The following is a 21,000-nucleotide window of genomic DNA, read 5'->3' as shown; positions in this document are numbered from 1 at the left end:
GGCCCAAAATACTGCAGCCCACGTTCCGACGGAACCCGGAACATCCCACCGCGCCGGCGAGGCACTGCCTTTACCGGTGCGGGGAGTGGACCGGGGAGCTGAAGCCCGCGAGCATGTTGAGGACCTCTTCGGTGAGGGCATCGTGAATGGTGGACGCCCAGACGCAGTTGCGGTGTTCGCGCAGGAGCCAGTCCATGGCGTCGGCCTCGCTCATTCCGACGTCGTCCCAGCTGATGCCGGGGTTCGCGAATGTCGCCGGTAACCCGGTCTCGGGTGACAGGATGACCGCACCCAAATGGATAGGGTCGTCGGAGCCGGGCGGCGCCCACAGCAGCTCCGCGTCGCCGTCCCGCTCTTCGTTATGCAGATGCCATGCATCGCCTGAGCCGGTCCAGATCTGGGGTTCGGCCTCGCCCGGAGCGGGAACACGGAACACGAGGAAGTCGTCCTTCTTGAACGTCGCCCAATCGTCGGGGTCGAAACCAGACGAGGAGAGCTGGGCGGATGTCGCGCCCGCTTCAAAGAGGTCGATCGCGTCGAAGATGTCTTCATCGATCATCCCCAGGTAGGCGTGGACCTTGCCGGCGAACTCCTCCATCCACAGCAGTACGGCCTCTGTCGTCCTGTGATTCCAGGGGCTACCGTCCAGCGGGGGACCGTCGTGCCCGCCGACGTGCAGGTGCCAGGCCAGGTCGTCTTCGGTGGTCTCGACGTGCATCGCAATGTCACCGATCTCGATGAAGGCGAGAGACACGCCCTCGTCCTCAAGCCACCGGGCATGGAGTTTGGGCGCGGGCAGCGACCGGGGGTATCGCCGTACCAGTTTCGGCAGGTCAGGAATCAACAGCTCCGCCTCGAGAATTTCCGCGTCGTGCCTGGATGCCATGTGGTTGCCCTTTCCGGCATCAATCTTGACAGCAAAAAATGGGTGAAGGTCTCACGCCTGCCTTGCGTTGCTCAACGGAAGAGGCCCTCTGCTGCTCGACGCACCCCACCGGCGCTACGGTTGGTACACCCCCGCCGCGACCGGCGGACTCGTGAAGGAGCGCCCGTGAAGAGTCAGGACAGCATCAGTATCAACGCTGATCGCAAACGTGTGTTCGCTGTGTTCTGCGACTTGGACAAAGCCGCGGCTAACGTGAGCGCGATCACCAGGATCGAGGTCCTCACGGGCCCCTCACAGCTGAACCTGGGTACTAAATGGCGCGAGACCCGCACCATGTTCGGAAAGGAAGCGACCGAGGAGATGTGGGTCACCGGGTACGAGCAGGACGTTTCGTACGTCGCTGAGGCGGAATCTCGCGGAACGCACTATCGCAGCGAGTACCGCTTTACGCCGGAAGGCAACGGCACTCGCGTCGACATGACGTTCGAGGGAACCCCGCTGACCGTGGGCGCGCGCCTCGCCGGAATTCTCGGCGCGTTGTTCGCCGGTGCGGCCAGGAAAGCACTGCACCAGGACCTGGTCGACCTGAAGCGAGCCTGCGAAACCGCGTGACCCTGGGCGGCTGATCGAATCACCGCTCGATCCGCACGACCGAGTACTCGGTGGCGGGAGTTGGGGGAGTGCCGAAGCGCGCGTTCGGGAGGTAGAGCCACTTACCGAATTTCGCGACCGTCGTCGGCACCTGGAAGTCCGGGTCGGTGAGCTGATCGACGAGTTCGCCACTGGTCCCGTCTGTGTTGAGACGGACGACGGCGACTGTGTTCAACACGTTCTGGACTACATACAGGGTTCGACCCACGACCAGCAGACCGTCGCCGTTGGTAAGGAGGTCTCCACCCAGATCGACGACCGTGGCGCCGCCGGATTCCGGATCGACACGGAACAGGAGTCCGGTGGACGACTGGATCACGAAGAGCGCCCGGTGGTTCGTGGTTTCCTCAATGCCGTTGGCGTTGAAGCCTTCCTGCTGCATCCACTCGCCGGACAGGGGGAGTACCTCGACGGCATCCGGTTCAGGAAGAGCGCCGCCCGGTCCAAACGGGAGTTTGTAGAGCTGTGCCTGCTGACTGTCGGTGAACCATGCGGCGTCGCGGGTCAGGACGACGTCGTTCACGAACGTCGGCGCATCGCTGAAGGTGTAGCTCGCAAGGAGCTGTCCGGTGGTCGCATCGACAACACGCGCCTCACCTGTCGGGCCGCCCGCGATGAACAGCCGCCCGCGTTTGTCGATCTTCAGGCCGACCGACGGAGTGCCAGGACCCTCGAGCGTCCGAATCTCCTCGCCCGTGCGCACGTTGAAGACGTAGATGTCGCCGTCGGCGAGGGATCCGACGTAGCCGGTGGCGTGATGGCCGATCGCGATCCCCTCGGGTTGGAACCCGTCGGGTAGCGCGATCACGTCCTCGAAGTGCCCGGGCGGAGACTGCGGTGCGGCGAAGACCGCGGGCGATCCTGAGACAATCAGAAGCGCTCCAAGTGCGGCGGCGGACAGTGTGCGTGCGACGATGCGACCGGACATGCCGTTATGCTACTCAGGCTTGCGGGACCGTCAAGGGTCCGACCGAGCCGTCGAGTCAGGTCATGTCGCCCGTCTCCGGTGTGGAGCCCTTCCACCCATAGCGCAGGAGGATCGCTCCCTTCTCTGAAGCAGCTCCCGCCTCGATTAATTCGAGGGATGCGGGTGGCCCGTCGTCGGGGAACAAACGTTTGCCCGGGCCGACGACGATGGGATATACCCACAGGTTCAGCTGGTCGAACATGCCGTCCGCGAGGAGGGTGCGTGAGAAGTCGATGCTGCCGATCACGTGGATCTCCTGGTGCCGCTCGCGCAGCGCGGAGAGCTCCGCAGGGAGGTCCCTGCCGAGCTGGTGCGAGTCGCGCCAGTTGAGGTCCGGGGTGCCGCGGGACGCGACGTACTTGGGAATGGCGTCGAACTTGCGTGCGATTCCGGCGTCGGGCCCGTCGAGTTGGTTCGGCCAGTACGAGGCGAAGATGTCGTAGGTGCGCCGTCCCAGCAACAGCGCGTCCATCGCCTGAATGCCTTCGTCCACCTGCTCGCCGACGGTCTTGTCGATCAGGGGCGCTTGCCATCCGCCGAACGCGAATCCGTTCTCGGCATCCTCTTCGCGGCCGCCTGGGGCCTGGGCGACTCCGTCGAGGGTGGTGAAGTGGTCGATGTGGATCCGACCGGCCATGGGGATCTCCTTTTCACCGCGGCGCTATCGCCTCACGTGGCAATATGCTGGCCACTCGCAATCGAGCTTGTCAACCGGATGCAGCTGGCCTGCTCACTCCGCCGGTTCGTACCCGATGAGCCAGTGAAGTCCATGACGGTCGATCACCTGACCATCCGAGGCGCCCCATGGCTTCGCGGCGAGCGGATCGACCACCCGCCCTCCCTCAGCGAGGTCATCGAACCACTGATGGAGAACGTCCGGTTCCGCACTCCCAAGCAACGAGAGCATTACGCCCTGGAGCAGAACGGTATTCTCGCCCGCTGCAGCATCCGATCCCGCCAGCCCGACCACACCAGTGAGCACACCGTGGGCGATGGCGTCTGGCGGGCCGTCGTTGCGGCCGAACTCTTCGTAGGTATGCAGCGAGAGCTCTCCGCCGAAAACATCCGCATAGAAGCCCAGCGCTGAACGCGCCGTGCCGGGGAAGCTCACATAGATTTGTGGCGAGGTCATGTCGCCCAGTTCCTTCCTGCCCACGGGTCGTAGTCGACCTCGAGTTCTGCTTGCTCGGGCCGCTCACCCTCGGGAACGTGTTGGAGGTTCACCCTGATCCGGTACCAGAGCGAACTGGAGCCCCGCATCCCGTCAACCAGGACGTCGGCCGGCTCAAGCAGCTTCACGACATCCGGATGCTTCGACTTCCACCGCTCGAGCCCTTCGAGGGCCTCAGGCTTCGTCTTCGCTCGAGCGATCTCAAGAAGCGGCATCGTCGACGCCCGCCTTCCCGAGCCGTCTGATGACTTCGGCGGTTTCTCGGCCGGACCCAGCTCTTTGGCCAGGCCGAGGAGTCCGTCCAGGCTTCCGGCCGCATCGTCGATTCCGGATGCCGGGTCGCCACGGTCCTTGAAGCGCTCGATCACCGAACGCACGGTGAATTCCTCCGGCCGGCATCCTGGTACTTCATCCCAATCAAGCGGCGTCGACACCCGGGCATCCGGCAGTGCCCGCACCGAGTACGCAGACGCGACGGTGCGGTCCTTCGCATTCTGATTGAAGTCGACGAACACGCTTTCGCCGCGCTCCTCTTTCCACCACTTCGCTGTAGCGAGGCCAGGGGCCCGTCGTTCAACCTCTCGGGCGAGTGCCTCGGCGGCAAGCCGAAGGTCGCGGAAACCCCAGCGCGGCTCGATCCGTGCATAGATGTGCATGCCGCGTGAACCGGATGTTTTCGGCCATCCGACGAGTCCATGGTCGGTGAGGACCTCCCGGGCGATCATGGCGACATCGACGATCTGGCGCCACTCAACGCCTGGCATCGGGTCCAGGTCCACCCGGAGTTCGTCCGGGTGCTCGAGGTCTTCCGCCCGCACGGGGTGCGGATTGAGGTCGATACAGCCGAGGTTCACCACCCAGGCCAGCGCCGCGGCATCCCGAACGACGACCTCCTCGGCCGAGTTGCCTGACGCGTACTGCAGTGTGGCGGTGTCGATCCATTCCGGGCGCTTCTCGGGAGCGCGTTTCTGGAAGAACGCCTCCTGGGAAATGCCCTTCACGAAGCGCTTGAGAACCATGGGCCTCCCAGCGACACCGCGAACTGCGCCGTCGGCGACAGCCAGGTAGTACTGCACCAGATCGAGCTTCGTCAGGTCCCGCTCGGGGAACACGACTTTGTCGGGATTCGAGATCTGCACCTCGCGGTCGCCGATTTCCAGCACCGCTGCCTGGCTCTTCGTCGGAGTCATGAGCCCCACCGTAGTGCCGGCGGCGCAAGCGCGGCAGCCCCCGGCGCGGACAAATGGTGCAAGCGGGGTACAGCGGACGCGACGTCAGGCGAGCATCTTGCGCATGACGATGCGGGGAAAGCCACCTGATACGGAGTCAGTGTCCGCGGCTTTCGTGAACCCGGCCCGTTCGAACATGCTGCGGGTACCGACGAAGGCCATGGTCTGGTCGACCCGCTCTCCGTCGTTGTCGACCGGATAACCCTCGACCACCGGCGCCCCTCGCCCGCGGGCATAGTCGACGGCACCGCGGATGAGCGCCTGCGTGACTCCTTGCTTGCGGAACCCGGGCCGAACCCGGATGCACCAAAGCGACCACGCCGGAAGGTCGTCGATGTGTGGAATGCGCCGCGAGTGCTCGATCGGGTGAAGCTCTGAACGGGGGGCAATGCCGGCCCATCCGACCGGTTCGTCGCCGAGGTACGCGAGTACTCCCGGCGCCAACTCCCGCGCGCACAGTTCCCGTACCTTGTCTGCCCTGGCGGTCCCCATCAGTTCCCGGTTCTCTTTCGAGCTCAGCCGCCACGAAAGACACCAGCACACCGACGACTGGGGGTTTTGCGGGCCCAGCAGCGTTGCCATGCCGTCGAAGTCGTGGGCCGGTCTCACGTCGAGAGTCATGACATCCGCCTTCGCTCCTTGCTCATCTCCGCGGGTTCATCGTGACACCCATCAGTGCGGACGCGAAGCATTCCCCGGCGGCTGCCGCTGCAACCTCGATCGGCACCGCCTATGCGGTGTGGGTGGGCATCGGAGCTGCGCTCACCTCCCATGGTCGATGATCACGGGAGACGCGAGCATTTCCTGGGTCAAGATCGCCCTCCTGCTCGGGCTCGTCGGATGCATCGTCGGGCTCAAACTCGTCGACGAAACGCACTGACGAGATGTCAGGCGGCGGCTGTTCCCGTCCCCGCCCCTGCATTGCCTGCCAGGGCTTCGTGGAGTGCCAGCTCGGCTGCCGGGTAGTCGATTCCGAGCGAGAGAGCAATCTCGGTCACGAGCGGCCTCTGTGCGTGCCGCAGCAGATCGCGCTCCGCCAGCGAGAGGCCCTTGTCGTCGTTCCGCCGCGTCAGATCGCGAACCACACTCGCGACGGTCACGATGTCGCCGAGCCGGATCTTCTCCTGATTGTCTTTCATCCGACGGGACCATTTGGTTTCCTCGTCGAGCGTTGGGGCACGCAGCACGTCGAACAGGGCGTTCATCTCGGTGGCATTGAGGACAGCGCGCATGCCGACACTGTCGGCGCTGGCGACCGGGACGCTGACCGACAGCCCCGAATCGTGAACCTCCAGCTTGAAGTATTCGATCTCGACGCCCTTCACGGTTCGGGAGAAGATCGATGTGATGGTGGCGGGGCCGTGGTGTGGATAGACGACGGTCTGGCCTTCAGAAAACTGCATTGGGGATGTACCTCCGGGTGCGCAAGAAGCGCCACACTCGACACCACCGGATTCGTGAAAGTGAATTCATTCGTCCGGTGACGGTCGTCCCAAGGCTTGGCGCGCGACTTCTCGCTCGCCAGATGACATGGGCGCACGGACAAAAGATTCCCACACGGGTGGGGCCTTCTGGAGCCGCAAGCTTGGCTGAGTCAATTATCTCACATCGCCCCGACATTCCGCGGGGTCGGTCACCCGTTCCGGATGATTCGCCGGCCGCGCCCGCCAGGTATTGTGAGCCCGCGATGAACGATACGACGCAGCGGAACAGCGGGCAGGTGGAAGCGACTCCCAAAGTGGAATTCATCACCGAGGAGTCGGTCTACGGGACCGTTCTCGTCTGCGGGATGATCGTTGTCTCCCGCGGGTACGGCGCAACCTCGTGGGAGACATTGCAGCTGGTGCTGGGCACCGTTGTTGTTTTCTGGATCGCTCACCTCTACGCAGGGACGGTAGCCGACTACCACGCCGTAGAAGGGGACGAGATGTCGCTTCGTGCGGCTTTCCGACGTGCACTCCGCCGCTCCGTCGGATTTCTGACCGCCGCCATCGCTCCATCGATTGCGCTTCTCCTGGGCGCGCTCGAGGCGATCCCGGACGATGTCGCTGTGTGGGTCGCGCTGTGGCTCGGCGTCGCCATCCTCGCTGGGATCGGCTACCACGTCGCTGCCGCCCACGGAAATAGTTGGCCTGTCCGCATTCTCAGCAGTCTGGCGACGGCCGCGATGGGTGTCGCGATGATCCTGCTCAAGGTGTTCATTCACTGAGGCAAAGAATTCCGTAGCGGATCACGGCACCGGGCACGCCTTGTTCAGCTACGGTGGATATGCTCCAGCGTTCAGGTACCTCCTCAACGACACGATCCTTGAGGAGAAGACCGGCATGAGCCTGATCCGACTGAACGACGTCAGCGTGCGATTCGACAACGCCCCGGTGCTTCGTGAAGCGTTCTTTCGGCTCGAAACGGGCGACCGGGTCGGTTTGATCGGCCGCAACGGGTCAGGCAAGACAACGCTGATTAAGCTGATCCTCGGGCAGGTGGCGGCGGATGCTGGCACGCTGTCAGTCGAAGACGGCATCCGAATCGGGTATTTCTCGCAGTTCTCCGAGCTCGACGGCACTGCGACGATCAACGACGTTCTCGATGACGTGTTCGGTGAGATCCGGGCGGTCGAGGCAGAACTGGCGTCAATCGACGCGGCCATCGCCGCCGATCCGACGGCGGACCTCAACACGCTGATCAGCCGCCAGGGGGCGCTGTTCGAGGAGATGGACCGGCTCGACGGCTGGGACTACCCGCGCCGCATCGACGAAGCACTGACCCGGCTCGGTTTCGACGACGACCGCCGGACCTGCCCGATCGACGACCTGTCCGGTGGCTGGCGCAACCGCGCAGCGCTCGCCAAGATTGTGTTGGAGCGGCCCGACGTTCTGCTTCTCGACGAACCGACGAACTTCCTCGACGTCGCCGGAGTCGAATGGCTCGAAGCCTGGTTCCGCGACTTCCGCGGTGCCGCGATCATCGTCTCGCACGACCGCACCTTCCTGGACTCGGTTGTCACCCGCATCGTCGAGGTGGAGAACTTCCACCTGCACGAATACCCGGGCAACTTCGCCGAATACGTGGTGCAGAAGCAGTTCCGGTTGAAGACGCTCGAACAGCAGTTCGTGCACGAGTCCGAACTCCTGGCGTTCGAGGCCGAGGGGATCGCGGACCGGCGGGCCGCCGCGAAGGCGGCGAACAGGGGACTCGACAAGAAGCTCTCCGGCATCAGGAAGGCACGTGCTCCCCGCCCGGTTGACCAGATCATCACCGAGATCTACGGCGGACTGCACGTCAAGGACGTGCTCTGCAGGGTCACCGGCCTCTCGAAGTCCTACGGCGACAACGTCCTTTTCTCCGACCTGACGTTCGAGATCCGCCGCGGCAACCGTATCGTCGTGGTCGGGGCGAACGGAAGCGGCAAGTCGACGCTGTTGCGCGTTCTGACCGGGGAGGAGAAGGCAGACTCCGGGGAAGCGATCTGGGCGAAGGGGGCGGGCGTCGTCTCGTACAACCAGATGCTCGCAGACCTCGACGACGATGACACCATTACCCACGCGGTGAACGCGGCGCCGGGCAGCCTCGCCTTCGCGGCCACTCGAAAGTCGGTCGGCCGGTTCCTGTCGATGTTCCAGTTCTCCGAGGCCGACCTCAAGCAGCGGATCGGCAACCTGTCCGGCGGGCAGCGGGCCCGGGTGGCTATGGCGCAGTGCCTGCTGTCCGGAGCATCCGTACTGATCCTGGACGAGCCCACCAACCACCTCGACATGCCCAGCACCCAGGTCATGGAACGGGCGCTTGTGCATTTCCCCGGCGCCGTCGTCGTCGTGAGCCACGACCGGTTCTTCAGCGACAAGGTCGCCAACCGCAAACTCGTCTTCGGACTCGACGGTGCGGAGCCAGGCGAGATCGAGGTCCGCGCGGCGTAAGGCGCCCGTCCCCGCGGCATCCGCGCCTTCCGGTGACGCTAGAACACCTGAAACGCTCGTATTCGGTGCTTAAGCGTCACCGGAAGGCGGTGGGAAGTCAGCCGACGACGCGATCCACAAAGTCGGCGACGGATGCCGACACCAGCGCGGCCACGTTGCTTGCGGTCAGCTCGGAGGACTTGAGGACCTTCATACCGTGGTCGGCGCCTGTGACCGGCACAATCCGAATCGAGCGCCGCGCGCCCGCCTCGCGTGCCACGTCGCTTGCCGTTCCGAAGGCGTCCCGATCACCCTGGAGCACCAGCACCGGCCCGGCAGGCTGCAGCAATTCCTCGACGCGAGTCACGGCGGGTCGCCCAGGCGGATGCAGCGGGAAGGCGAGGCACACCACTCCTGCGGCACCGAGGTCGTTCGCGGTGCGACACGCGACCCGTGCACCCGCACTCCGGCCGCCGACGACGATGGGCAGCCCTGCGGCGAGCTCGTCGACTGCCGGCGCGGTCTCACGCCAGGCGACGTCGAGCGTTGCCGGCCGCGGCGCGACCTTCTTGCCCGCCACCCGCCAGGGCTGCTCGTACCGGGCGACGGTGAATCCGACGTCGGGGAGACGTGCAGCGAGCGCGGCGAGATCGACAGCGCCGATGCCGCCACCGGCACCGTGGCCCAGCCACACGAGCGCCCGCGGCTCCGCCGCTGGGCTGACGGTGAGCCGCCCGGGCCCGAGCGACGTCGGCACGTCGAGAATCATGAACCCGAGGTTACCCGCCGGATCAGCGCGACTGGCGACGTTTGCCCGGCCGCGGTTGTCCTTTGACCGCGGGGGCCCGACCCTTGCCTTTGTTTGCCTTCGCCTTGCCCCCGGCGGGTTGAGGCCGGTTCTGCACCGAGGCGGCCGTGGCATCCGCTTTGCGCTGCTCATCGGCGAGGAGGGCGCGACCGGCGGCGGTCAGTGTCGTGGACGACGCGGCCATGTCGAAGAGCGGGGTGCGGAGTTCGTTCTCGAGTTCACGCACCGAGGCGAGCAACGTCGAACGCGGAATGTTGAGATACTTCGCCGCGCGGGCGAAGTGCAACTCTTCGGCGGCGACCACGAAGCGTCGAAGCGCGATGGCGTCCATGAGCAGCCTTCCGTCCGGCCGCCAGGTAGGAGGCCACAGGTTCAGGCTACCGGTGCTCGGATGGGAACGGGGCAGAAGGCAAGCAAAGGGGGAACCGTCACGGCGCCGGAGCGCCACCGTCTGTGGGTTCGGGCGTCGGCAGGATTCCGGCGTCGTCCTCATCGATCGAGGTGGATCGTTCGCCACCGGATGTCATCGGCACGTCGGTCCGGTCTGGTGCCTGGTCCCTGTCGGTTGCCTGGTCGTCGAGATCGTCGGGCGTTCCGCCCTCAAAGTTGGTGTCCATGCGCCCACGATACGAGCGGGACTCCTTCGATCAACAGAGCCTTGCTTTTCCGGCTGACGTGCTCCACGATGCGGCCTGCCGTTACGGCGGGGGCGGTGCCTCGCCTGGGCGCAGCCGGTCGAGGTGGGGGAGCAGGCCGTCGACCGGTCCTGGCGGCTTCCGCAACGCCCTCAGGTCGCGGCGGCTCGTGTCGAGATTCTCGGTGGCCGTCGAATCGTCCAGTTTGAGAGCGCTCGTCACCCGCTGCTGCGAGGGCTTCCGGTCCGATGAGTTGATCTCCATGCCGTCACCGTACGCCCGCTCGCCGACAAAGGGAAGGTCTCACCGGCGCGTCGGATCTGCCGCTCAGCTCAACGCTGACACGGCCGAAACGGATGCCACAATCGCGGCAACAGCAGACTCCACGGTCTCGTGCGTCAGCTCGGCACCGAAGGTGAACCGCACTGCTGTCTGGGCTACCTCGGGCGGCATGCCGAGGGCGGTGAGGACGTGTGACGGCTCGTCGCTTCCCGCCGCGCAGGCGGAGCCGCTCGACGAGACAACGCCGCGGCGTTCCAGCTCCAGCAGGACCGCTTCGCCGCTCGTGCCCGGAAAGCAGAACGACGCCGAGTTCGGCAGCCGGGAGGTGGCCGACCCGGTCAGGAGTGCGCCGGGAACCGTGCCGAGGACGCGCGCGATCATCTCGTCGCGGAGGACGCTCACCCGTACAGCGGCATCCGCGCGTTCCTTTTCGGCGAGCTCAAGGGCTGTCGCGAGTCCGACAATGGCCGCCACATTCTCGGTTCCCGAGCGGCGCCCGCGTTCCTGCCCGCCTCCGTGAACGAGCGGCTCAACCGGGAGCCGGCCGCGCAGCCAGGCTAGCCCGATGCCCTTCGGCGCGCCGACCTTGTGGCCGGCGAGCGAGAGCGCGTCCACTCCCTGCCCGGAGACGCGAAGGTCGAGCCAGCCGGCTGCCTGTACGGCGTCGATGTGGAACGGCACCCCGTGTGCGGCCGTCACTGCCCCGAGCGCGCCGAGATCCTGCACGGTGCCGATCTCGTTGTTGGCGTACATCAGGGTGACCAGCGCTGTGTCCGGGCGGAGAACAGCGTCGAGCGCATCAGGGGTCACGATGCCGTCCGGCTTCAATTCCACAAACGTGACCTCGAAGCCGTGCAGACGGCGGAGGTAGTCCACCGACTCGAGCACCGCCTCGTGTTCGGTTGCCGCGGTGACGATGTGCCGTCCGCGCGTCGATCCGAGGGCGATGCCCTTCACGGCGAGGTTGTCGGCTTCGGTGCCGCCGGAGGTGAACACGAGGTCTCCGGCCCGGACGCCGAGCACCGCAGCGACCCGTGACCTGGCGTCTGCGAGAGCATCCGCGGCACGCTCGCCGACCGTGTGGTGGCTCGACGGATTGCCGAATTCGGTGGTGAGATATGGCCACATCGCCTCGAGCACCTCCCGGCGAACCGGGGTCGTCGCCGCGGAGTCGAAGTAGAGCATCACGGCACCGGTTGGGCTGTTATCGACAGGTCCAGGCCAAAGTCGAGGGCCCGGACGCTGTGCGTGAGCGCGCCAGATGAGATGACGTCGACGCCGGTCGCAGCGATCGCGCCGACCGTGTCGAGGGTGACGTTGCCGCTCGCCTCGACGATCGCCCGTCCGCCGATTCTCTCCACGCCGGTGCGCAGATCGTCGAGGCTGAAGTTGTCGAGCATGATGGTGTCGACGCCGGCGGCGAGGACAGCGTCGATCTGGTCGAGCCGGTCCACCTCCACCTCGAGGTGCGTCGTGTGTCCGAGCTGGGCCCGCACGGCGAGCAGAGCTTCGGTCAGCGACAGGCCCCCCGCTGTCAGCACGGCGAGGTGGTTGTCTTTCGCCATGACGGCATCGGACAGCGAGAACCGGTGATTGAACCCGCCACCGGAGCGCACGGCATGACGCTCGAATGCGCGGAGCCCCGGCGTCGTCTTGCGCGTGTCAACGATGCGCGCCCGGGTGCCGCTCACGGCGTCGACGTACCGTGCCGTCAACGTCGCGATCCCGGACATCCGCTGCACGAAGTTCAACCCGATTCGTTCGGCCTGGAGGATGCCGCGGGCCGGCCCGGTCACGGTCGCCAGGGTGTCCTTCCGGCGGAAGCGCTCGCCGTCGCCAACGAGAAGGGTCACCTCGATCGATGGATCCGTCAACCGGAACGCCGCAGCGAAGACCTCGCCCCCGCTGAAGACGCCGTCCTCCCGGGCAGCAAGGGCGGCGGTGGCGGTGGCCGTCACCGGGATGAGGGTCGCGCTCGTCAGGTCGCCCCACGGTGCGTCCTCCTCGAGGGCGGCACCGACGACACGGTCGATCTGGGGGAGGGTCAGCATGCGGCGGCCTCTCGGGATTCGGCTCCGGCGCTCGCCGGGGCGGGGTAAGTTGCGGGAGCGTCGGAGCGCGCGTGCGCCCCGACGGATTCGGTGCGGGCCAGGGCGGCGAGCACGAGTTCACGGCCGAGGGTCAGGAGGTTGCGGTCCTCGAGAGAGCGGATGCTGTCGGTCGGCAACGGAAGTGCAGACCAGGCATCGAGAAGGCGCGCCGCGCGGTGAAGGCCGGGCTCATCGCGGAGGAGTCCGGCGTACTCCCACATCACTTGCTGGAGCGCCTCGCGGGAAAACGCCGGAGCGTGTGTTGCCGGGTCCCGCTCCGGCACGGCGAACGGCCGGGCCGGCCGGGCGGGCCAGTTCTCTGGGTCGTCGGCATCGAGCGCGAGCGCGGCGCGGGCGCCGAAGACAGCGCCTTCGAGCAGCGAGTTCGAGGCGAGGCGGTTGGCGCCGTGCACACCGGTCCTGGCGACCTCGCCGACGGCGTAGAGCCCAGGCACGGTCGTGCGGCCGTCGAGGTCGGTGGCCACGCCGCCCATCCAGTAATGCGCTGCTGGACTCACCGGCACGAGTTCCTGCGACCAGTCCGTTCCGGATGCCCGCACGGCACGGTCGATGACCGGGAACCGGCTTGCCAGGAATTCTGCGCCGAGCATCGTCGCATCGAGAACGACCGGGGTGCCGCCCTGCGCGGCCATCTCAGCGGCGATTCCGCGAGCGACCACGTCGCGTGGTGCGAGTTCAGCATCCGGGTGGATGGCGGCGAGGAACCGCTCTCCCAGCGCGTTTCGCAACACGGCGCCTTCGCCGCGCACTGCTTCAGACACCAGGAACCGCCCGGCGGTCGTCAGCGCCGTGGGGTGGAACTGGTAGAACTCCAGGTCCGCGAGCTGTGCGCCGGCGCGGAGGGCGGCAGCCGCGCCGTCTCCGGTGGCCACATCCGGGTTGGTCGTGTACCGATAGAGCTGCCCGGCACCACCGGTGGCGAGCACGACCGCATCAGCGACGACGGTGCATTCGGAGCCGTCCGGCAACCTCAGCCGTGCGCCCGCGGCGCGGCCCTCCTCGAGGATGAGGTCGACGAGGAACGTGTCCTCGAGGATCTCGGCAGAGCTCTCGCGGATGCGCGTGACGAGGGCTGACTCGATCCGCGCACCGGTCGCGTCCCCGCCCGCGTGGAGCACCCGGGGATAGGAGTGAGCAGCCTCCCGGCCTCTGGCGAACTCGCCGTCGGTGCGGTCGAAGTCGACACCGAGGGCGACCAGCTCACGGATCCGATCCGGGCCTTCTGTGCAGAGAACCCGGACGGCATCCTCGTCACAGAGACCGGCGCCCGCGGTGAGCGTGTCGCCGACGTGAGCCTCCACGCTGTCCTCGGCGAACATCACGCCGGCGATCCCGCCCTGCGCGTACCGGGTGTTGCTCTGCCCGAGCGTCGACTTCGTGATCAGCAGAACGTGGTGCCGCCTCGCGGCCTTCAACGCGGCTGTCAGGCCGGCGATCCCGCTGCCGACGACGATCACCCTCGCCATTTCAGACTCCCGTCGGGACCGGCGGCCGCGCCGCAAGCATCCGCTCGAGTGCGATCCGCGCTGGCAGCGCGACCTCATCCGACACGGTGATCTGATTGAGCACCTCGCCGCCCAGAAGAGCGTCAAGCACCCACGCCAGGTAGCCGGGGTGGATGCGGTACATCGTCGAGCACGGGCAGATCACCGGGTCGAGGCAGAAGATCGTGTGCTCCGGATGCTCCGCCGCGAGTCGCTGCACGAGGTTGATTTCGGTGCCGATCGCGAAGGTGGATCCGGCCGGCGCCGCCTCGATCGCTTTGCGGATGTAGTCGGTGGATCCTGATTCGTCGGCGGCGTCGACCACCGGCATGGGGCACTCAGGGTGCACGATCACCCGCACGCCGGGGAATTCGGTGCGGGCTTTCGCGATCTGGTCGACGGTGAACCGTTTGTGCACGGAGCAGAAGCCGTGCCACAGGATCACGCGGGAGTCCTTGAGCGCCGACGCATCGTTGCCGCCGAGCGGTTTGTTCGGATTCCACATCGGCATGAGGTCGAGCGGCACGCCCATGGCTTTGGCGGTGTTCCGTCCGAGGTGCTGGTCGGGAAAGAAGAGCACCCGCTGGCCACGTTCGAACGCCCACTCGAGCACCGTCTGCGCGTTGGACGACGTGCAGACGATGCCGCCGTTGCGCCCGCAGAATCCCTTCAGCGCTGCGGAGGAATTCATGTAGGTGACCGGGATGACGGGAACGCGCCCGTCGGCATCCGGTTCGGTACCGTACAACTCGGCGAGCTGCTCCCAGCACTCCTCGACTTGGTCGATATTCGCCATGTCGGCCATGGAGCATCCTGCGGCGAGGTTCGGCAGGATGACGGATTGCTCGTCCGTTGACAGCAGGTCGGCGGTCTCTGCCATGAAGTGCACACCGCAGAACACGATGGCCTCGGCGTCGGTGCGTTCCCGGGCGGCGGTGGCCAGCTGGAACGAGTCGCCCACGTAGTCGGCGTAGGCGAGGACCTCGTCGCGCTGGTAGAAGTGGCCGAGGATGACGAGTCGGTCGCCGAGTGCCTCTTTCGCGGCCAGGATGCGACGGTCGAGTTCGGCCGCGTCGGCCTCACGGTAGAAGGCGGGGAGTGCGCCCTGGCGGGGGGAGCCGGCGGGAATCACGTCGCCCATCGATGAGCCTGGACCGTAGCCGGGTGCCCGCAGGTCGAAGACCCACGGCTTTTCGACGAGGTCAGGGCTGCACGCGGCGCCGGGCGCGGTGCCGGCGGAGATCTGTGTGAGGGTGGTGTCGACGGAGGCGGTGAGAGTCATGATGCTCCTTGTGTGCGGCCAGGCAGTGAGCGGCTCGGGAGGGGGCCGTTGTTCTCGTCACTCGCTGCGCGGTTGTAACGGTAGAGGCGGGCCGGACGATGCCGTCCGCCGGTTTGCAGGTGTTCGGTGGGAACGACCTGGCCTGAGCCCTCGATCTGGCGCCGGAAGTTCGCCGGGTCCAGAGGCTTCTGCAGCACGGCCTCGTGAACCTCGCGCAGCTCGGAGAGGGTGAAGGTGTCGCCGACAAAGGCGTGCGCTATGGAGCTGTACTCCAGCTTGTTGCGGAGGCGCCACAGGGCGTACTCGACGATGAGGTTGTGGTCGAAGGCAAGTTCGGGCACCGAGTCGGCTTCGAACCAGCGCACGTTTTCGGTCTCAACCGCGACATCCGCCTCCTCCGAGCGCACGAGGGCCCAGTAGACGATCGAGACGACGCGCCCGCCGGGGGAGCGGTCGATGTTGCCGAATGCGTAGAGCTGTTCCAGGTACTGCGGCGTGAGCAGCGTGGTCTCGGCGAGGGTGCGGGCGGCGGACTCAGCGAGGTCCTCGTCCGGCTCGAGTGGCCCGCCGGGGAGCGCCCACTTGCCGACGAACGGTTCCCGGATGCGGCGGACGAGCGGCATCCAGACCGTCATCCGGCCGGTTTCCGGGTGCGGGCGGAGCGCGAAGATGACGGTCGAAACGGCCAGGCTCACGTCGGTGGCGTGTGCGGCCATTGTGTTCCTCCCGTTCCTCCGGTTAAAGTCACAGTGACTCTAACTCTGAATCCATCTTAGTGTCAAAATGACTCGAACACGAGCGAAAATCACAAATGTGTCAGTGTTGGCGTCCCGGCCCGGGGGTGAAAGTCCACACGGCGCGCGCGGCCGCGGTAGGCTGGGCTGCAAATCGAATATCGGGCCGCACACGCGATGCGGGAGAGCCGGGCATGCCCGGCACCGAAGGAGCAAGCCTCCCCGCCAATCTCTCAGGTCTACGTACCGCATCGAACTGGCCACTCTGGAAAGCGAATCGAGCGCGGCGAGATTCGGATCGGGTAGGCGCTCCGCGCCGTATCGAGATCTGACACGCGCTTCGCCCGGTTCCGCCGACGGTGAAAGCCGCCCCGCCGCACGACGGCACGGGCGTGCGAAACTCTCAGGCCCATGACAGAGGGGGAGTTCCCAAGGCACTTCGTGTGCCGCAGCCGCTTTTTTGCGACCGTCGCCCCCGGCGATTACTGGAGAACTCGTGTCAGACCCCGCACCCGAACGCACCAGCCCGCTTCATGCGGTTCACTCGCAACTCGGCGCGAGCTTCACCGATTTCGCCGGCTGGCAGATGCCGGTCCGTTACACCAGCGACCTCGCCGAGCACGCCGCGGTACGCACCGCGGCCGGTCTCTTCGACCTCTCCCACATGGCCGAGATCCTTGTCTACGGGCGGGAGGCCGGTCCGTTCCTCGATGCGGCGCTCGCCGGCAAGCTGTCCGCAATCGACCTGATGCAGGCGAAGTACAGCCTCCTCCTCACCGAAACCGGCGGCATCCTCGACGACGTCGTGGTCTACCGCCTCGGCGACACGACCTTCCTCGTCGTCGCGAACGCCGGTAACCGCGAAGCCGCGGCTGCCGCTCTCACCGAGCGGTCGGCCGACTTCGAGGTCACCGTCGATGACCAGAGCGACGACTACGCGCTGATCGCCGTGCAGGGCCCCAACTCGCGCGCCATCCTCGAGCAGACCGCGGGCATCACCGAAGTTGGCGTACCGCTCGACGAACTGAAGTACTACCGCGCGACCGACGCTTTCTTCGAGGGTGTGCCGCTTCTCGTCGCCCGCACCGGCTACACCGGCGAAGACGGCTTCGAGCTGTACCTCCGCACCACAGCCGCGGTGTCGCTCTGGCGCGCACTGGAAGCGGCAGGCGAAGACCAGGGACTCGTGCCCGCAGGACTCGCAAGCCGCGACACTCTCCGGCTCGAGGCCGGGATGCCGCTCTACGGCCACGAGCTCGGCACAGACACCCAGCCTGCGCAGGCCGGGCTTGGACGCGTCGTCGCGCTCTCCAAGGAGTCGGACTTCGTCGGCCGTTCAGCCGTGGAGGCCGGGCCTGCCGACAACGCCAGGGTCCTCGTCGGCCTCGTTGCGGATGGCCGCCGTGCTGGGCGCGCCGGATACTCGATCGTCTCCGACGGCGCCGTCGTCGGAACCGTGACGAGCGGGGCGCTGTCGCCCACGCTCGGGCATCCGATCATGATGGCGTACGTCGATCCGACACTCGCCGAGCCCGGCACCGAACTCGCTGTCGACGTGCGGGGCACGTCGATCCCGGCCACCGTCACCCCACTCCCGTTCTACAGAAGAAAGAAGTAACCCATGGCTGACAAGACCACGCTGAAGTACACGCCTGAACACGAGTGGCTCGACATCGACGGCAACGTCGCAACCGTCGGCATCACCGCATACGCCGCTGAGAAGCTGGGCGATGTCGTATTCGTCGAACTCCCGGACGCAAGCGTGGCGGTCACCGCCGGTTCCGTCATCGGTGAGATCGAATCGACCAAGTCGGTGGGCGAGCTCTTCGCTCCTGTCGACGGAACCGTCACCGAGAACAACGCAGCCGTCGTCGACGAGCCGTCGCTCGTCAACAGCGACCCGTTCGGCGAAGGGTGGCTCATCAAGGTGCAGTTCGAGAAGGCACCGGATGGCCTGCTCAGCTGGGACGAATACTCCGCGCTGGTTGGCGAGTAATGCCGGAACTCTTCTCCGAACGCCACATCGGCACGGATGCCGCCGCGCAGGCGAGCATGCTGGCATCCGTCGGCTACGACAGCGTCGACGCGCTCGTTGAAGCCGCCGTTCCCGAGTCGATCCACGTCGGCGAGATCCTCAACTCGTCGATCCCCGCGGCCGCGAGTGAACGGGAGGCCCTCGCCGAACTGCGGCAGCTGGCCGATCAGAACACCGTGCGAACGTCGATGATCGGCCTGGGCTACTACGGCACGATCACCCCGGCCGTCATCAAAAGGAACGTTCTCGAGAACCCGTCCTGGTACACGGCATACACGCCGTACCAGCCGGAGATCTCGCAGGGCCGGCTCGAAGCGCTGATCAACTTCCAGACGATGGTCACCGACCTGACGGGGCTCGACACCGCCAATGCGTCGATGCTCGATGAGGGCACCGCCGTCGTGGAGGGAATGCTCCTGGCCAGCCGGGCCTCGAAGCTCACCTCGAACGTCTTCGTTGTCGACGCCGACGCGTTCCCGCAGACCAAGGCCCTGCTCGCCAGCCGGGCCGAGGCTGTCGGCATTGAACTGGCCGAAATCGACCTCGCCGGCGGTGGGGCGCTGCCCGAGGCAGCATTCGGAATCTTCGTTCAGTACCCCGGAGCATCCGGGCGGGTCTGGAACCCGGCATCCGTGATTGCGTCGGTCAAGGAACAGGGCGGCCTCGCCGTCGTCGCCGCCGACCTGCTCGCCCTCGCGCTGATCACCTCGCCGGGAGAACTCGGCGCCGACATCGCCGTGGGCACCAGCCAGCGCCTCGGCGTGCCGATGGGCTTCGGCGGTCCTCACGCCGGATACATGGCCGTGCGCAAGGGGCTCGAACGCCAGCTCCCCGGTCGCCTCGTCGGTGTGAGCCAGGATGCCGCCGGTCACCCGGCGTACCGGCTCACCCTGCAGACGCGCGAGCAGCACATCCGCCGTGAGAAGGCGACCTCGAACATCTGCACGGCGCAGGTCCTCCTCGCCGTCATGGCGTCGATGTATGCCGTGTACCACGGGCCCCGTGGCATCCAGCGGATCGCCGCCGAGACCGCGGCCAGGGCGGATGCCCTCGCGACGGTCCTCACCGGCTACGGTGTGACTCTCGTGAGTGACGCGTTCTTCGACACCCTCCGGGTGCACGTCCCGGGCAAGGCATCCGTCATCGTCGATCGGGCGCGCGAGCTGGGCCTCAACCTGCACCTCGTCGATGACGCGACCGTCGGCATCTCGGTCGACGAGACCACGACGGCCGACGAACTCCGTGCTGTTGTCGTCGCTTTCGGTTTCTCCGGCGACGAAGCCTTCGCCGGGCTCGACGGAGAGACCACCCGTCTGCCCTCGGAACTCGCCAGGACCAGCGGATACCTCACGCATGCGGTGTTCAACACGCACCACTCCGAGACCGCCATGATGCGCTATCTCAAGCAGCTGGCCGACCGGGACTACGCCCTCGACCGGGGCATGATCCCCCTCGGCTCATGCACGATGAAGCTCAACGCAGCGACCGAGATGGAGGCCATCACCTGGCCCGAGTTCGCCTCGCTGCACCCGTACGCTCCGGAAGCGGACGTCCTCGGCTACCTTGGCCTCATCGAACAGCTCGAAAGCTGGCTCGCAGAGGTCACCGGGTACGACTCGGTGTCCCTGCAGCCGAACGCCGGCAGCCAGGGTGAACTCGCCGGGCTGCTGGCGATCCGCGGTTACCACCGGGCGAACGGCGACCTGGACCGCACCGTCTGCCTGATCCCGTCCAGTGCACACGGCACCAACGCGGCATCCGCTGTGCTCGCCGGCATGAAGGTCGTCGTCGTCGCCTGTGACGAACTCGGCAACGTCGACCTCGACGACCTCCGGGCGAAGATCGCTCTGCACGCCGAAACGCTTGCCGCGCTCATGATCACCTACCCGTCGACGCACGGTGTCTACGAGCACGAGGTCACCGCGATCACCCAGGCTGTGCACGACGCCGGCGGCCAGGTCTACGTCGACGGTGCAAACCTCAACGCGCTGCTCGGGTATGCCCGGTTCGGCGACTTCGGCGGCGACGTCTCGCACCTCAACCTGCACAAGACCTTCTGCATCCCGCACGGCGGAGGCGGCCCCGGAGTCGGTCCAGTGGCGGCGAAGGCGCACCTTGCGCCGTTCCTGCCCGGGCATCCGCTCGCGCAGCGCGACGACCACGGAGCCTTCACGCACGCCGGCGGACCGGTGTCGGCGGCGCCATATGGCAGCCCGAGCATCCTTCCGATCTCGTGGGCCTACGTGCGCATGATGGGTGCCGAGGGTCTGAAGCAGGCCACCGGTGCAGCGGTTCTCGCGGCGAACTACATCGCCGTGCGGCTGCGCGAGCACTTCCCGGTGCTCTACACCGGCGACAACGGACTCGTCGCCCACGAGTGCATCCTCGACCTGCGTCCGCTCCGTGACGCAACCGGCGTGACCGTCGACGACGTGGCGAAGCGCCTCATCGACTACGGCTTCCACGCGCCGACGATGTCGTTCCCGGTCGCAGGGACCCTCATGGTCGAACCGACCGAGAGCGAGGATCTCGCAGAGATCGACCGGTTCATCGACGCGATGATCGCGATCAAGGCCGAAGCGGATGCCGTCGCAGCGGGCACGTGGCCGGCATCCGACAACCCGCTGGTGCATGCGCCGCACACCGCCCAGTCGGTCATCGAGGGGGAGTGGGAGCACGCCTACACCCGTGAGCAGGCCGTCTATCCCGTACGATCACTCATTCGGACCAAGTATTGGCCGCCGGTGCGCCGCGTCGACAATGCCTTCGGGGACCGCAACCTCGTGTGTGCGTGCCCGCCGCCCGAAGCGTTCGAGTGAGCAGGTCACGCGC

At 66.6% G+C, this 21,000-nt stretch carries 22 protein-coding genes, 1 pseudogene and 2 riboswitches; of the genes and pseudogenes, 7 read left to right on the top strand and 16 right to left on the bottom strand.

Annotation, left to right across the window (positions count from 1 at the left end; all coding sequences use genetic code 11):
* Positions 1–70: 70 nt before the first annotated feature.
* On the bottom strand, positions 71–886 hold the full coding sequence (locus BM197_RS13955; protein ID WP_177216846.1) for a hypothetical protein: 816 nt from the start codon (positions 884–886) through the stop codon (positions 71–73).
* A 165-nt stretch (positions 887–1,051) separates the two neighbouring features.
* On the opposite strand from BM197_RS13955, the gene BM197_RS16490 reads away from it, so the two are divergent.
* Positions 1,052–1,498, top strand: a complete 447-nt coding sequence (locus BM197_RS16490; protein ID WP_218151874.1) for an SRPBCC family protein — start codon at positions 1,052–1,054, stop codon at positions 1,496–1,498.
* A 19-nt stretch (positions 1,499–1,517) separates the two neighbouring features.
* Here BM197_RS16490 and BM197_RS13945 read toward each other — a convergent pair whose 3' ends face one another.
* From BM197_RS13945 to BM197_RS13925, 5 genes are all read right to left on the bottom strand, one after another.
* Positions 1,518–2,465, bottom strand: coding sequence for an SMP-30/gluconolactonase/LRE family protein (locus tag BM197_RS13945; RefSeq protein WP_090712598.1), 948 nt, complete (start codon positions 2,463–2,465; stop codon positions 1,518–1,520).
* Between the two features lie 55 nt (positions 2,466–2,520).
* Positions 2,521–3,141 carry a dihydrofolate reductase family protein gene (locus BM197_RS13940; protein ID WP_090712596.1) on the bottom strand — a complete coding sequence of 207 codons (621 nt, stop codon included), beginning with the start codon at positions 3,139–3,141 and terminating at the stop codon, positions 2,521–2,523.
* Positions 3,142–3,234: 93 nt separating this feature from the next.
* Positions 3,235–3,636, bottom strand: a complete 402-nt coding sequence (locus BM197_RS13935) for a VOC family protein (RefSeq protein WP_090712595.1) — start codon at positions 3,634–3,636, stop codon at positions 3,235–3,237.
* Entirely contained in the window at positions 3,633–4,865 is a 1,233-nt protein-coding gene (gene ligD / locus BM197_RS13930) for a non-homologous end-joining DNA ligase (RefSeq protein ID WP_090712593.1), read from the bottom strand. Before ligD ends, BM197_RS13935 begins: the two co-directional genes overlap by 4 nt.
* Positions 4,866–4,949: 84 nt before the next feature.
* Positions 4,950–5,525 carry a GNAT family N-acetyltransferase gene (locus BM197_RS13925; RefSeq protein WP_090712591.1) on the bottom strand — a complete coding sequence of 192 codons (576 nt, stop codon included), beginning with the start codon at positions 5,523–5,525 and terminating at the stop codon, positions 4,950–4,952.
* Positions 5,526–5,620: 95 nt separating this feature from the next.
* Between BM197_RS13925 and BM197_RS13920 the strand changes: the two are divergent.
* Positions 5,621–5,784: pseudogene (locus BM197_RS13920) on the top strand (DMT family transporter); the annotation flags it as partial.
* Between the two features lie 7 nt (positions 5,785–5,791).
* Here the strand turns inward: BM197_RS13920 and BM197_RS13915 are convergent.
* On the bottom strand, positions 5,792–6,307 hold the full coding sequence (locus BM197_RS13915) for a CarD family transcriptional regulator (protein WP_090712589.1): 516 nt from the start codon (positions 6,305–6,307) through the stop codon (positions 5,792–5,794).
* Positions 6,308–6,591: 284 nt separating this feature from the next.
* On the opposite strand from BM197_RS13915, the gene BM197_RS13910 reads away from it, so the two are divergent.
* Both BM197_RS13910 and BM197_RS13905 read left to right on the top strand, forming a co-directional pair.
* Entirely contained in the window at positions 6,592–7,113 is a 522-nt protein-coding gene (locus BM197_RS13910; protein WP_090712587.1) for a hypothetical protein, read from the top strand.
* A gap of 115 nt (positions 7,114–7,228) precedes the next feature.
* The gene (locus BM197_RS13905) at positions 7,229–8,818 is read left to right on the top strand and encodes an ABC-F family ATP-binding cassette domain-containing protein (RefSeq protein WP_090712755.1); all 1,590 of its coding nucleotides are present in this window, start codon (positions 7,229–7,231) and stop codon (positions 8,816–8,818) included.
* A gap of 97 nt (positions 8,819–8,915) precedes the next feature.
* On the opposite strand, the gene BM197_RS13900 is transcribed toward BM197_RS13905, so the two are convergent.
* The 9 genes from BM197_RS13900 to BM197_RS13860 all read right to left on the bottom strand — a co-directional run bounded on the left by BM197_RS13900 (position 8,916) and on the right by BM197_RS13860 (position 16,115).
* On the bottom strand, positions 8,916–9,566 hold the full coding sequence (locus BM197_RS13900; RefSeq protein ID WP_090712585.1) for an alpha/beta hydrolase family protein: 651 nt from the start codon (positions 9,564–9,566) through the stop codon (positions 8,916–8,918).
* A 22-nt stretch (positions 9,567–9,588) separates the two neighbouring features.
* Positions 9,589–9,936 carry a LysR family transcriptional regulator gene (locus BM197_RS13895; protein ID WP_090712583.1) on the bottom strand — a complete coding sequence of 116 codons (348 nt, stop codon included), beginning with the start codon at positions 9,934–9,936 and terminating at the stop codon, positions 9,589–9,591.
* Positions 9,937–10,033: 97 nt separating this feature from the next.
* Positions 10,034–10,222: a hypothetical protein gene (locus tag BM197_RS13890; RefSeq protein ID WP_090712581.1), complete on the bottom strand. Its 189-nt coding sequence runs from the start codon at positions 10,220–10,222 to the stop codon at positions 10,034–10,036.
* Positions 10,223–10,303: 81 nt separating this feature from the next.
* Positions 10,304–10,504 (bottom strand): hypothetical protein, encoded by a 201-nt coding sequence (locus tag BM197_RS13885; protein ID WP_090712579.1) that lies wholly within the window; start codon positions 10,502–10,504, stop codon positions 10,304–10,306.
* Between the two features lie 63 nt (positions 10,505–10,567).
* Positions 10,568–11,707 carry a cysteine desulfurase family protein gene (locus tag BM197_RS13880; RefSeq protein ID WP_090712577.1) on the bottom strand — a complete coding sequence of 380 codons (1,140 nt, stop codon included), beginning with the start codon at positions 11,705–11,707 and terminating at the stop codon, positions 10,568–10,570.
* Positions 11,707–12,573, bottom strand: coding sequence for a carboxylating nicotinate-nucleotide diphosphorylase (gene nadC, locus BM197_RS13875; RefSeq protein ID WP_090712575.1), 867 nt, complete (start codon positions 12,571–12,573; stop codon positions 11,707–11,709). Before nadC ends, BM197_RS13880 begins: the two co-directional genes overlap by 1 nt.
* Entirely contained in the window at positions 12,567–14,099 is a 1,533-nt protein-coding gene (nadB, locus tag BM197_RS13870; RefSeq protein WP_090712573.1) for an L-aspartate oxidase, read from the bottom strand. The genes nadC and nadB overlap by 7 nt, the downstream gene beginning before the upstream one ends.
* A gap of 1 nt (position 14,100) precedes the next feature.
* On the bottom strand, positions 14,101–15,399 hold the full coding sequence (nadA, locus tag BM197_RS13865; RefSeq protein WP_090712571.1) for a quinolinate synthase NadA: 1,299 nt from the start codon (positions 15,397–15,399) through the stop codon (positions 14,101–14,103).
* Positions 15,396–16,115, bottom strand: a complete 720-nt coding sequence (locus BM197_RS13860) for an NUDIX hydrolase (protein ID WP_090712569.1) — start codon at positions 16,113–16,115, stop codon at positions 15,396–15,398. The genes nadA and BM197_RS13860 overlap by 4 nt, the downstream gene beginning before the upstream one ends.
* Before the next feature lie 188 nt (positions 16,116–16,303).
* A riboswitch (glycine riboswitch) is annotated at positions 16,304–16,392 on the top strand.
* A gap of 1 nt (position 16,393) precedes the next feature.
* A riboswitch (glycine riboswitch) is annotated at positions 16,394–16,558 on the top strand.
* A 71-nt stretch (positions 16,559–16,629) separates the two neighbouring features.
* Between BM197_RS13860 and gcvT the strand changes: the two genes are divergently transcribed.
* From gcvT to gcvP, 3 genes are read left to right on the top strand one after another with little or no spacing between them, the layout of a single operon-like run.
* Entirely contained in the window at positions 16,630–17,751 is a 1,122-nt protein-coding gene (gene gcvT, locus BM197_RS13855; protein ID WP_090712567.1) for a glycine cleavage system aminomethyltransferase GcvT, read from the top strand.
* Positions 17,752–17,754: 3 nt separating this feature from the next.
* Positions 17,755–18,129, top strand: a complete 375-nt coding sequence (gcvH, locus tag BM197_RS13850) for a glycine cleavage system protein GcvH (protein ID WP_090712565.1) — start codon at positions 17,755–17,757, stop codon at positions 18,127–18,129.
* The gene (gcvP, locus tag BM197_RS13845) at positions 18,129–20,987 is read left to right on the top strand and encodes an aminomethyl-transferring glycine dehydrogenase (protein ID WP_090712564.1); all 2,859 of its coding nucleotides are present in this window, start codon (positions 18,129–18,131) and stop codon (positions 20,985–20,987) included. Before gcvH ends, gcvP begins: the two co-directional genes overlap by 1 nt.
* Positions 20,988–21,000: the final 13 nt, after the last annotated feature.

Source organism: Mycetocola miduiensis (assembly GCF_900115155.1).
Classification (GTDB): Bacteria; Actinomycetota; Actinomycetes; order Actinomycetales; family Microbacteriaceae; genus Mycetocola_A; species Mycetocola_A miduiensis.
This window is presented reverse-complemented; position numbering and strand designations above follow the sequence as displayed.